The sequence below is a fragment of the Streptomyces sp. NPDC005931 genome, assembly GCF_042871235.1.
Lineage (GTDB): Bacteria > Actinomycetota > Actinomycetes > Streptomycetales > Streptomycetaceae > Streptomyces.
Genome location: NZ_JBIAIG010000009.1, coordinates 129,959 through 141,876, shown reverse-complemented (window position 1 = coordinate 141,876; position 11,918 = coordinate 129,959). Strand labels below are relative to the sequence as shown.

Below are 11,918 nucleotides of genomic sequence, written 5' to 3'. Positions count from 1 at the left end.
CGGGGTTGGATCATCGAGCGCCTATTCGACCGACTGACCACGGGCATCGGGCGCGGGGGAACCAACCGGATCACCGAGGGCTCTGCGAGCCCCTGCTTCGGGCTGTCCTGATGATGCCCGTGGCCGTGATTCAAGGGGAACTCCATTGCGCATGCGAGCCATTCCGGTGGTGACGGCGATCGCTGCCGCCACCTTCCTGGGCATGGGCGCCGGCCCGTCCTACGCCGGTGACGGGCACCTGATCGCCGTGCACATCAACAACTTCAATGACTGGGGGAACTTCAACCAGGACCCGGTGGACCACCCCGGCAGCAGCCAGGACGTGCCCGGCGACGCCATTCGGGCCTGCGACTTCACCGCCGACGGCTGGGCCGTCACGACCTGGCTGGACGTCGGCCGCAACGGCACCTGGGACCGCAAGGCGACCACCAGCGGCTCCCCCTCGGGGGACTGCAGCGTCTGGGAGACCGGCAACCTGGCCGAGCGCACCAAGGTGACCATCAAGGCGTGCAACACCAAGAGGGGCTACGCGCCGCGCAACTGTGACACGGCCGACACCATCGCCTGATCCACGGGGTGAGACGCGTGAGGCGGGCCCGGAGGAATCCGGTGCCCGCCTCGCGTGTTTGCGGGTAGACGGTCCTCACAACGGTCCGAAGGGGATCCCGGGGTCCAGGATCGATACCATGGGGTCTCCGGAGCCTGACCGGGGGACCCGGATCGCGCACGAGGAGTCCTCTTGCCAGACGAGGCCCAGCACCTGACCGCCGCCAAGCCCGAGTCCGCCTCGGCGGCCGCGGCGAAGCCCGCGCCGAGCGCGCCCCACGCGAAGAACGACGCCGGCGGGCCGGTCGAGCACGCCCAGTCCGCCCCCGTCGACAAGCCCGAGCAGCCGCGCCCCAAGCCGGCCCCTCCCGAGCGCTCGGCCCCCGTGGTCCGCCCGAACACCGGACAGCCCGCGCGCTCCGGCTCCTCCAACCGCGTCCGCGCCCGCCTGGCCCGGCTCGGCGTGCAGCGGGCGAACCCGTACAACCCGGTGCTGGAGCCGCTGCTGCGGATAGTGCGCAGCAACGACCCCAAGATCGAGAACTCCACGCTGCGCCAGATCGAGCGCGCCTACCAGGTCGCCGAGCGCTGGCACCGCGGCCAGAAGCGCAAGAGCGGCGACCCGTACATCACCCACCCGCTCGCCGTCACCACCATCCTCGCCGAGCTCGGCATGGACCCGGCCACCCTGATGGCGGGTCTGCTGCACGACACCGTCGAGGACACCGAGTACGGCCTGGAGCAGTTGCGCCGCGACTTCGGCGACACCGTCGCGCTGCTCGTCGACGGCGTCACCAAGCTGGACAAGGTGAAGTTCGGTGAGGCCGCGCAGGCCGAGACCGTGCGCAAGATGGTCGTCGCGATGGCCAAGGACCCGCGCGTCCTGGTCATCAAGCTCGCCGATCGCCTGCACAACATGCGCACCATGCGCTACCTCAAGCGCGAGAAGCAGGAGAAGAAGGCGCGCGAGACCCTGGAGATCTACGCGCCGCTCGCCCACCGCCTGGGCATGAACACCATCAAGTGGGAGCTGGAGGACCTCGCCTTCGCGATCCTCTACCCCAAGATGTACGACGAGATCGTCCGCCTGGTCGCCGAGCGCGCCCCCAAGCGCGACGAGTACCTGGCGATCGTCACCGACGAGGTGCAGCAGGACCTCAGGGCCGCCCGCATCAAGGCGACCGTCACCGGCCGCCCGAAGCACTACTACAGCGTCTACCAGAAGATGATCGTCCGCGGCCGTGACTTCGCGGAGATCTACGACCTGGTGGGCATCCGCGTCCTGGTGGACACCGTCCGCGACTGCTACGCGGCCCTCGGCACGGTGCACGCGCGGTGGAACCCGGTCCCCGGCCGGTTCAAGGACTACATCGCGATGCCCAAGTTCAACATGTACCAGTCGCTCCACACGACGGTCATCGGCCCCGGCGGCAAGCCCGTCGAACTCCAGATCCGCACGTTCGACATGCACCGCCGCGCGGAGTACGGCATCGCCGCGCACTGGAAGTACAAGCAGGAGGCGGTCGCCGGCGCCTCCAAGGTGCGCACGGACGCGCCCAGGTCCTCGGGCAAGGACAAGGACGCCATCAACGACATGGCGTGGCTGCGGCAGCTCCTGGACTGGCAGAAGGAGACCGAGGACCCCGGCGAGTTCCTGGAGTCCCTGCGCTTCGACCTGTCCCGCAACGAGGTCTTCGTCTTCACCCCCAAGGGCGACGTGATAGCGCTCCCGGCCGGGGCCACCCCGGTCGACTTCGCCTACGCCGTCCACACCGAGGTCGGCCACCGCACGATAGGAGCACGGGTCAACGGCCGCCTCGTACCGCTCGAGTCGACCCTGGACAACGGCGACCTCGTGGAGGTCTTCACCTCCAAGGCTGCCGGCGCCGGCCCGTCCCGCGACTGGCTCGGCTTCGTCAAGTCGCCGCGCGCCCGCAACAAGATCCGCGCCTGGTTCTCCAAGGAGCGCCGCGACGAGGCCATCGAGCAGGGCAAGGACGCCATCGTCCGCGCCATGCGCAAGCAGAACCTGCCGATCCAGCGCATCCTCACCGGCGACTCGCTCGTCACGCTGGCGCACGAGATGCGCTACTCGGACATCTCCGCCCTCTACGCGGCGATCGGCGAGGGCCATGTCTCGGCGCAGAACATCGTGCAGAAGCTGGTGCAGGCGCTCGGCGGCGAGGAGGCGGCCACCGAGGAGATCGACGAGGCGGTTCCGCCGTCCCGCGGCCGCAGCCGCAAGCGCCGCTCCAGCTCGGACCCCGGCGTCGTGGTCAAGGGCGTCGAGGACGTCTGGGTGAAACTGGCCCGCTGCTGCACGCCGGTCCCCGGCGACCCGATCATCGGTTTCGTGACCCGTGGCAGCGGCGTATCGGTTCACCGCAGCGACTGCGTGAACGTCGACTCGCTGTCCCGCGAGCCCGAACGCATCCTCGAGGTGGAGTGGGCGCCCACCCAGTCGTCGGTGTTCCTCGTCGCCATCCAGGTCGAGGCCCTGGACCGCTCCCGGCTGCTGTCGGACGTCACGCGTGTCCTGTCGGACCAGCACGTGAACATCCTGTCCGCGGCCGTGCAGACCTCGCGCGACCGGGTCGCCACCTCCCGCTTCACCTTCGAGATGGGCGACCCGAAGCACCTCGGGCACGTCCTGAAGGCCGTACGGGGCGTGGAGGGCGTCTACGACGTCTACCGTGTGACCTCGGCCCGCAGCCGGTCGTAGAACCCGCAGCCGGTCGTGAGCCCACAGCCGGTCGTGGAAACCCGCGACCGGTCGTAGAACCCGGCCCGGTCCTGGAGCCGCGACCGGACGTAGAACACGGTCCGGTCGACGAGCCCGCGACCGGCCGTGGCACGCGGCCGGTGCAGGCGCGGCCGCAGGGCCGTACACGGCCGCAGACTGCTCCCGCACACGGCGAAGGGGCTCCCGTACGCGCGTACGGGAGCCCCTTCGCCGTCGTGTGTCAGCCGCCGAACTCCTGCAGGCCCTTCAGCGCCTGGTCCAGCAGGGCCTGGCGGCCCTCCAGCTCGCGCTCGAGCTTCTCCGCCTTGGCGGTGTTGCCCTGCGCCCGCGCCTGCTCGATCTGGCCCTTGAGCTTGTCCACCGCCGCCTGGAGCTGGCCGGTCAGCCCCTCGGCACGTGCGCGTGCCTCCGGGTTGGTCCGGCGCCACTCGGCCTCCTCGGCCTCCTGCAGGGCCCGCTCCACGGCGTGCATCCGGCCCTCGACCCTCGGGCGGGCGTCCCGCGGCACGTGGCCGATGGCCTCCCAGCGCTCGTTGATCGTCCGGAACGCGGCCCGCGCGGCCTTCAGGTCCGTGATCGGGAGGAGCTTCTCGGCCTCCTCGGCCAGCTCCTCCTTGAGCTTGAGGTTCTCGGCCTGCTCGGCGTCACGCTCGGCGAACACCGAACTGCGGGCGGCGAAGAAGACGTCCTGGGCACCGCGGAAACGGTTCCACAGGTCCTCCTCGTGCTCGCGCTGGGCGCGGCCGGCGGCCTTCCACTCCGACATCAGCTCGCGGTAGCGGGCGGCCGTCGGACCCCAGTCCGTCGAGTTCGACAGCGACTCGGCCTCCGCGACCAGCCGCTCCTTGATGCGGCGGGCCTCCTCGCGCTGGGCGTCCAGCTGCGCGAAGTGCTGCTTGCGCCGCTTGGAGAACGCCGAGCGGGCGTGCGAGAACCGGTGCCACAGTTCGTCGTCGGACTTGCGGTCCAGCCGGGGCAGGCCCTTCCAGGTGTCCACCAGGGCCCGCAGCCGCTCACCGGCCGCCCGCCACTGGTCGGACTGCGCCAGCTGCTCCGCCTCGGCGACCAGCGCCTCCTTCGCGTGACGCGCCTCGTCGGACTGCCTGGCCCGCTGTGCCCTGCGCTCGTCGCGGCGCTTGTCCACCAGTTCCACGAGCTTGTCCAGCCGCGTCCTGAGCGCGTCCAGATCACCCACCGCGTGATGCGCGTCGACCTGCTCGCGCAGGTGGTCGATCGCGGCCATGGCGTCCTTGGACGACAGGTCGGTGGTCTTCACCCGCTTCTCGAGGAGGCCGATCTCGACAACCAGGCCCTCGTACTTGCGCTCGAAGTAGGCCAGCGCCTCCTCGGGGGAGCCGGCCTGCCAGGAACCGACGACCTGCTCGCCGTCGGCCGTACGCACGTACACGGTCCCCGTCTCGTCGACGCGGCCCCACGGGTCGCTGCTCACAGCGCCTCCTCCACATGATGCCTGCGAGGGGCTTGTGCTCCCCCGGGCATCGTCCACAGTTTCGTCACGGCCAACATAGGCGACCGACGGGACGCCTGTCCGCATCCCGCGCGACCGAAATTTCGCAGTTGGGGGTCAGGATTTCGTGACCGTCGCCTTGTCGATCACGACCGTCGCGTTGGGCGCCCCGTCGCCCGCTCCGGTGCTCTCCCCGGCCTCGGCGATCTTCTTCAGCACCTTCATGCCCGCCTCCGAGACGGTGCCGAACGGTGTGTAGCTGGGCGGAAGCTGGCTGTCCTGGTAGACCAGGAAGAACTGGCTGCCACCACTGTTCTTCTGCCCGGTGTTCGCCATCGCGACCGTGCCCGCCGGGTAGATGTTGTCCTTCAGGCTTTCGTCCTTCAGGTTCTCGTCCGGGATCGTGTAGCCGGGGCCGCCGGTGCCGGTGCCCGTCGGGTCACCGCACTGGAGCACGTAGATGCCGTTGGTGGTGAGCCGGTGACACTTGCTGTGGTCGAAGTAGCCCTTGTTCGCGAGGAAGTCGAAGGAGTTGACGGTGTGCGGGGCCGCCGACGCCTTCAGGTCCACGTCGATGGCCCCGCAGGTCGTGTCGAGCTCGAGCGTGTACTTCGCCGACTTGTCGATGGACAGCGCCGGCTCCTTCTTCCACGTCTGCGACTCGACCTTGCCCGGCGCGGGCTTCTCGCAGGGGTCCGGCGCCTTGCTGGACGGCGACGCGCTCGGCGTGACCTCCGCGCCCGCGTTGTTGCTGTCGTCGTCCTGCTTGAGCGTGCCGGTCGTGTACAGCGCGAGACTGCCCACGAGGACCACACCGAGCACGGACGCGATCACCGAATTGCGGACGCGCGACTTGCGCCGTGCCTCGGTGCGCCGCTGCTGCTGCCGCAAGAACTTCTCCCGGGCGAGCTGACGCCGCCGCTGCTCCTGGCTGACCACCGGGTTCTCTCCTCATGCGTCTCGTGTGTCGACCGGTACGCGTGCGTGCGGTGAGCCGACCGCCTGCGTGTGCCCCGTACCGTATATGGGTTCGCTGAGGAATCGGCAGCGCCGGTAGGCTCTGACCACGGGCGCAGCCCCTCTGTGTCCTCCCGCAATCCTCCCGTACCGACACAACGAAGGACGATCGTGCTCATTGCCGGGTTCCCCGCCGGGGCCTGGGGGACGAACTGTTATCTCGTCGCCCCCGCCGCCGGTGAGGAGTGCGTGATCATCGACCCCGGCCACCAGGCCGCTCCCGGAGTGGAGGAGGCGGTCCGCAAACATCGGCTCAAGCCCGTCGCCGTCGTCCTCACCCACGGCCACATCGACCACGTCGCCTCGGTCGTCCCGGTGTGCGGAGCGCACGACGTGCCCGCGTGGATCCACCCCGAGGACCGCTACATGATGAGCGACCCCGAGAAGGCGCTGGGCCGCTCCATCGGGATGCCGCTGATGGGCGAGCTGACCGTGGGGGAGCCCGACGACGTCAAGGAACTGGCCGACGGGGTGAAGCTGGAGCTGGCCGGTCTGGAGTTCTCCGTCGCGCACGCGCCGGGCCATACCAAGGGGTCGGTGACCTTCCGGATGCCCGAGGCCGCGGACATCCCGCCGGTTTTCTTCTCGGGCGACCTGCTGTTCGCCGGCTCCATCGGACGCACCGACCTGCCCGGCGGTGACATGGCCGAGATGCTCGACTCGCTGGCCCGGGTGTGCCTGCCGCTCGACGACTCGACCGTGGTGCTGTCCGGCCACGGCCCCCAGACCACCATCGGCCAGGAGCGCGCCACCAACCCGTATCTGCGGCAGGTGGCCGCCGGCCAGGGAGCATCACCGGCTCCCCGACGAGGAATGTGACGAGACCTTCCGTGAGCACCTTCAAGGCCCCCAAGGGCACGTACGACCTGATCCCGCCGGACAGCGCCAAGTACCTCGCCGTGCGGGAGGCGATCGCAGCCCCGCTGCGCGGCTCCGGCTACGGCTACATCGAGACGCCCGGCTTCGAGAACGTCGAGCTGTTCGCGCGCGGTGTCGGTGAGTCCACCGACATCGTCACCAAGGAGATGTACGCCTTCGAGACCAAGGGCGGCGACCGGCTCGCGCTGCGTCCCGAGGGCACGGCCTCCGTGCTGCGCGCCGCCCTGGAGGCCAACCTGCACAAGGCGGGCAACCTCCCGGTCAAGCTCTGGTACTCCGGCTCGTACTACCGCTACGAGCGCCCGCAGAAGGGCCGTTACCGGCACTTCTCGCAGGTGGGCGCCGAGGCGATCGGCGCGGAGGATCCGGCCCTGGACGCCGAGCTGATCATCCTGGCCGACCAGGCCTACCGCTCGCTGGGCCTGCGCGCCTTCCGCATCCTGCTCAACTCCCTGGGCGACAAGGAGTGCCGCCCGGTGTACCGGGCCGCGCTCCAGGACTTCCTGCGCGGCCTCGACCTCGACGAGGACACCCTGCGCCGAGCGGAGATCAACCCGCTGCGCGTGTTGGACGACAAGCGGGAGTCGGTGCAGAAGCAGCTGACCGGCGCCCCCCTGCTGCGCGACTACCTCTGCGACGCCTGCAAGGCGTACCACGAGGAGGTCCGCGAGCTGATCACGGCCGCTGGTGTGGCCTTCGAGGACGACCCCAAGCTGGTGCGCGGCCTCGACTACTACACGCGCACCACCTTCGAGTTCGTCCACGACGGCCTCGGCTCGCAGTCCGCGGTGGGCGGCGGCGGTCGCTACGACGGCCTGTCGGAGATGATCGGCGGCCCCGCGCTGCCGTCCGTCGGCTGGGCGCTCGGCGTCGACCGCACGGTCCTGGCGCTGGAGGCCGAGGGCGTCGCACTCCAACTCCCCGCCACCACCAGCGTGTTCGCCGTACCGCTGGGCGAGGAGGCCCGCCGGGTGCTGTTCGCGAAGGTCACCGAGCTGCGCAAGAACGGCGTCGCCGCCGACTTCGCCTACGGCGGCAAGGGCCTGAAGGCCGCGATGAAGGCCGCCAACCGCTCGGGCGCCCGGTACGCCCTGGTGCTCGGGGAGCGGGACCTCGCCGAGGGCGTCGTCCAGCTCAAGGACATGGAGTCCGGCGAGCAGGTCGCGGTCGGCGTGAACGAGATCGTGGCCGAGCTGGAGTCACGGCTCGGCTGACGCATCACCCGGCTGACGCATCACCCGAAGGCGTCGGACGCGCTGCGCACAGCGCGTCCGACGCCTTCGTCGTCAACGCGGTGGACGACGCTTCACCCGTTCCCGGACCCTGATGGATTACCTGTGCGGTCCTGCCACGCACGTCGGCCGGAAGCGAACCCCCACGGGTGATCGCCGGTTCTCCCATATGACCGGTGACCGCCGGTCGCACAGGTCCGTGCGGCACAATGACCCCTGCCCGAAGCAGGTCCACACTCTCTAGTGACGGAATCGGCGTGATGAGCAAGACGACAGTCAAGGACGTCTCCATGGAGCCCGACCACGCACCGGAGCGCCCCACCGCGTCGCGCACCGAAGGCGGCAGCCGGGCCTTCGCCCTGCTCCTGGTGATCACCGGGGCGGCCGGTGTGCTCGCCGCGTGGATCATCACGCTCGACAAGTTCAAGCTGCTCGAGGCCAGGGTCAAGGGCGAGACGTTCACGCCCGGGTGCAGCCTCAACCCCGTGGTCTCCTGCGGCAGCGTGATGGAGTCCGACCAGGCGTCCGTCTTCGGCTTCCCCAACCCGATGCTCGGTCTGGTCACCTACGGCATCGTGATCTGCGTCGGCATGAGCCTGCTCGCCGGGGCCCGCTTCCCGCGCTGGTACTGGCTGACGTTCAACGCCGGCACCCTCTTCGGCGTCGTCTTCTGCGCCTGGCTGATGTTCCAGTCCCTGTACCGGATCAACGCCCTGTGCCTGTGGTGCAGCCTGGCCTGGGTCGCCACGATCGTCATGTTCTGGTACGTGACCTCGTTCAACGTCCGCAAGGGCTTCCTGCCCGCCCCCGGCTGGCTCAGGGGATTCTTCGGCGAGTTCACCTGGGTGCTGCCCGTGCTGCACATCGGCATCATCGGGATGCTGATCCTGACCCGCTGGTGGGACTTCTGGACCGGCTGACAGCCCCGCCGCGCTGTCAGTGCGGTGATTTAGGGTTTTGAGCGTGGAGCCCGACCTTTTCACCGCCGCCGCCGAAGAACGCCAGGAGAAGGACCCGACCGGCAGCCCCCTGGCGGTCCGCATGCGCCCGCGCACCCTCGACGAGGTGGTGGGCCAGCAGCACCTGCTCAAGCCGGGCTCGCCCCTGCGCAGGCTGGTCGGGGAGGGTGCCTCGGGCCCCGCGGGACCGTCCTCGGTGATCCTGTGGGGGCCGCCCGGCACCGGCAAGACCACCCTGGCGTACGTGGTCTCCAAGGCCACCAACAAGCGCTTCGTCGAACTGTCGGCGATCACCGCCGGAGTCAAGGAGGTCCGCGCGGTCATCGACGGCGCCCGCCGGGCCGTCGGCGGGTACGGCAAGGAGACCGTGCTCTTCCTCGACGAGATCCACCGCTTCAGCAAGGCTCAGCAGGACTCCCTGCTCCCGGCCGTCGAGAACCGCTGGGTCACCCTGATCGCCGCGACCACCGAGAACCCCTACTTCTCGGTCATCTCCCCGCTGCTGTCCCGCTCCCTGCTGCTCACCCTCGAGCCGCTGACCGACGACGACATCCGGGACCTGCTCGGGCGGGCCCTCACCGACGAGCGCGGCCTCAAGGGCACCGTCAGCCTCCCCGAGGACACCGAGAACCATCTCCTGCGCATCGCCGGTGGTGACGCCCGCCGCGCGCTGACCGCCCTGGAGGCCGCCGCCGGAGCCGCCCTCGACAAGGGCGAGACGGAGATCGCCCTCACCACGCTGGAGGAGACGGTCGACCGGGCGGCGGTGACGTACGACCGCGACGGCGACCAGCACTACGACGTCGCCAGCGCCCTGATCAAGTCCATCCGCGGTTCCGACGTCGACGCCGCGCTGCACTACCTGGCCCGCATGATCGAGGCCGGCGAGGACCCGCGCTTCATCGCCCGTCGTCTCATGATCTCCGCCAGCGAGGACATCGGCCTCGCGGATCCGAACGCCCTGCCCACGGCCGTCGCCGCCGCCCAGGCCGTCGCCATGATCGGCTTCCCCGAGGCCGCCCTCACCCTCAGCCACGCCACCATCGCCCTCGCCCTGGCCCCCAAGTCCAACGCGGCCACCACCGCGATCGGCGCGGCCCTTGAGGACGTGCGCAAGGGGCTGGCCGGGCCCGTCCCGCCGCACCTGCGCGACGGCCACTACAAGGGCGCGGCGAAACTGGGGCACGCGCAGGGGTACGTGTACCCGCACGACCTGCCCGAGGGCATCGCCGAGCAGCAGTACGCGCCGGACGCCCTCAAGGACCGCCAGTACTACGAACCCACCCGGCACGGCGCCGAGGCCCGCTACGCGGACGCGGTGGAGTGGACCAGGAAGCACCTCGGTCGGAAGCGGTCCTGACCACGCTGTAGACTGTTCCGAAGTGCTGCGTCCCGTGTCCGGCTCCGGTCGGCGCCTCAGGCGGGACATCCAGCCGGATCTTGTGATCCAGGAGCGTCGCGCACCGTCGTAGGTGTCGCGGGCAGCCCACCACCACCCGGAGCACCCGGAGCTCCGGGACCGGTCGGTGGGCCGTTCGTGTGCTGCACGTATGTGCCCAGACCAGGGGAGCGGCTGCCGACACGTCCCTCGTGGACCGTCGGGATTCCCCGGCTGCGGATGCGACCTCCCGTAACCCTGAGGCAGCCGAAGAGGAAAAGGAAAAGAAGTGGCGAACCAGTCCCGCCCCAAGGTCAAGAAGTCGCGTGCCCTCGGCATCGCGCTGACCCCGAAGGCCGTCAAGTACTTCGAGGCCCGCCCGTACCCGCCCGGCGAGCACGGCCGTGGCCGCAAGCAGAACTCGGACTACAAGGTCCGTCTGCTGGAGAAGCAGCGTCTTCGCGCGCAGTACGACATCTCCGAGCGCCAGCTGGTCCGCGCCTACGAGCGTGCCTCCAAGGTGCAGGGCAAGACCGGTGAGGCCCTGATCGTCGAGCTGGAGCGGCGCCTCGACGCGCTGGTTCTGCGTTCGGGCATCGCCCGCACGATCTACCAGGCCCGCCAGATGGTCACGCACGGCCACATCCAGGTCAACGGCAAGAAGGTCGACAAGCCCTCCTTCCGTGTCCGCCCGGACGACGTCGTGCAGGTCCGCGACCGCAGCAAGGAGAAGACCCTCTTCACGATCGCTCGTGAGGGTGGCTTCGCCCCCGACGGTGAGACCCCGCGCTACCTCCAGGTGAACCTCAGGGCCCTGGCGTTCCGCCTGGACCGCGAGCCGAACCGCAAGGAGATCCCGGTGATCTGCGACGAGCAGCTCGTCGTCGAGTACTACGCCCGCTGACCCCAGCAGGCACGCGGTTTCTCAGCCCGCCGTCTCCCCGCCCTTCCGGGTGGGCGAGGCGGCGGGTTCGTGCGTCCGGGGGGCGACCGGCGCAGGCGGCAGGGGCCGGGACGCCGGCGCGGTGCCGGGGTGCCGCAGCGCCCGGCGGACGGCCTCCTCCCGCGAGCCCCCCGCCGCGCCGCACACACCGCGGGCGGATGGCACCGAGGAGCTGGTCGCGCTGGCCGACGGAATCGTGAGTCGACGGCGGCGAGGGCGGGCCTGCTACGCGACTGTGCCCGCCGGGGCATGCGCGCCCCGGTGCCGGCCGTCGGGGACGGCGCTCTCGGATTCTGGAAGGCCCTGGCCGAGGTGTTCCCCGACACCCGCGAACAAAGATGCTGGGTTCACAGAACCCGCGATTGTTCTCGATTCCCTGCCGAAGTCGGCCCAGCCCGCGGCCAAGCGCGCCATCCAGGACATCTACAACACTGAGAACACTGAGAACAGGGAGCAGGCCCGCCGGCGGGCTGTGAACGCACCTCACCTCGTCGCTCTGGTCGGTGCCGGGGCCCGCTTCGAACGCGGCCACCTCGTCGAACGCGCCGAGACCCTCTCGGCGTAAGCAGCCTCATCCGATCCGTACGGGATCACCGGCGCGCGGGGTGCTACTGGACCGCGGCGCACGCGGAGTACTGGCGCCTATGCACTCCGTGCAGTCGCTTGCGCGACTCCACCGGCGGCGGGCGGTAATCCGGTACGGAGCCCCATCCCCGGCGCGATAGGCTCGGTGGCACGACTTTTCTCGATGTT

At 70.0% G+C, this 11,918-nt stretch carries 9 protein-coding genes and 1 pseudogene; 8 read left to right on the top strand and 2 right to left on the bottom strand.

What is annotated here, in order from left to right; all coding sequences use genetic code 11:
- The first annotated feature begins 151 nt into the window (after positions 1-151).
- Together ACFYOV_RS21555 and relA are read left to right on the top strand one after the other, a co-directional pair.
- Positions 152-568, top strand: a complete 417-nt coding sequence (locus ACFYOV_RS21555; RefSeq protein ID WP_389089826.1) for a hypothetical protein — start codon at positions 152-154, stop codon at positions 566-568.
- A gap of 171 nt (positions 569-739) precedes the next feature.
- A complete protein-coding gene (gene relA, locus ACFYOV_RS21550; protein ID WP_389089824.1) occupies positions 740-3,268 on the top strand; it encodes a GTP pyrophosphokinase in 2,529 nt (842 codons plus the stop codon).
- 241 nt (positions 3,269-3,509) lie between these two features.
- On the opposite strand, the gene ACFYOV_RS21545 is transcribed toward relA, so the two are convergent.
- On the bottom strand, positions 3,510-4,739 hold the full coding sequence (locus ACFYOV_RS21545; RefSeq protein ID WP_389089822.1) for a DUF349 domain-containing protein: 1,230 nt from the start codon (positions 4,737-4,739) through the stop codon (positions 3,510-3,512).
- Positions 4,740-4,874: 135 nt separating this feature from the next.
- On the bottom strand, positions 4,875-5,696 hold the full coding sequence (locus ACFYOV_RS21540) for a peptidylprolyl isomerase (protein WP_389089820.1): 822 nt from the start codon (positions 5,694-5,696) through the stop codon (positions 4,875-4,877).
- A gap of 189 nt (positions 5,697-5,885) precedes the next feature.
- Between ACFYOV_RS21540 and ACFYOV_RS21535 the strand changes: the two genes are divergently transcribed.
- The 6 genes and pseudogenes from ACFYOV_RS21535 to ACFYOV_RS21510 form a co-directional block, all read left to right on the top strand.
- A complete protein-coding gene (locus tag ACFYOV_RS21535; RefSeq protein ID WP_389089819.1) occupies positions 5,886-6,593 on the top strand; it encodes an MBL fold metallo-hydrolase in 708 nt (235 codons plus the stop codon).
- 11 nt (positions 6,594-6,604) lie between these two features.
- Positions 6,605-7,867: a histidine--tRNA ligase gene (hisS, locus tag ACFYOV_RS21530; RefSeq protein ID WP_389089817.1), complete on the top strand. Its 1,263-nt coding sequence runs from the start codon at positions 6,605-6,607 to the stop codon at positions 7,865-7,867.
- A gap of 278 nt (positions 7,868-8,145) precedes the next feature.
- Positions 8,146-8,805 carry a vitamin K epoxide reductase family protein gene (locus tag ACFYOV_RS21525; protein ID WP_389089816.1) on the top strand — a complete coding sequence of 220 codons (660 nt, stop codon included), beginning with the start codon at positions 8,146-8,148 and terminating at the stop codon, positions 8,803-8,805.
- Between the two features lie 43 nt (positions 8,806-8,848).
- Positions 8,849-10,204, top strand: a complete 1,356-nt coding sequence (locus tag ACFYOV_RS21520) for a replication-associated recombination protein A (RefSeq protein WP_389089814.1) — start codon at positions 8,849-8,851, stop codon at positions 10,202-10,204.
- 307 nt (positions 10,205-10,511) lie between these two features.
- Positions 10,512-11,126, top strand: coding sequence for a 30S ribosomal protein S4 (gene rpsD, locus ACFYOV_RS21515; RefSeq protein ID WP_389089813.1), 615 nt, complete (start codon positions 10,512-10,514; stop codon positions 11,124-11,126).
- Positions 11,127-11,316: 190 nt separating this feature from the next.
- A pseudogene (locus tag ACFYOV_RS21510) lies at positions 11,317-11,730 on the top strand (transposase); the annotation flags it as partial.
- Between the last annotated feature and the right edge of the window lie 188 nt (positions 11,731-11,918).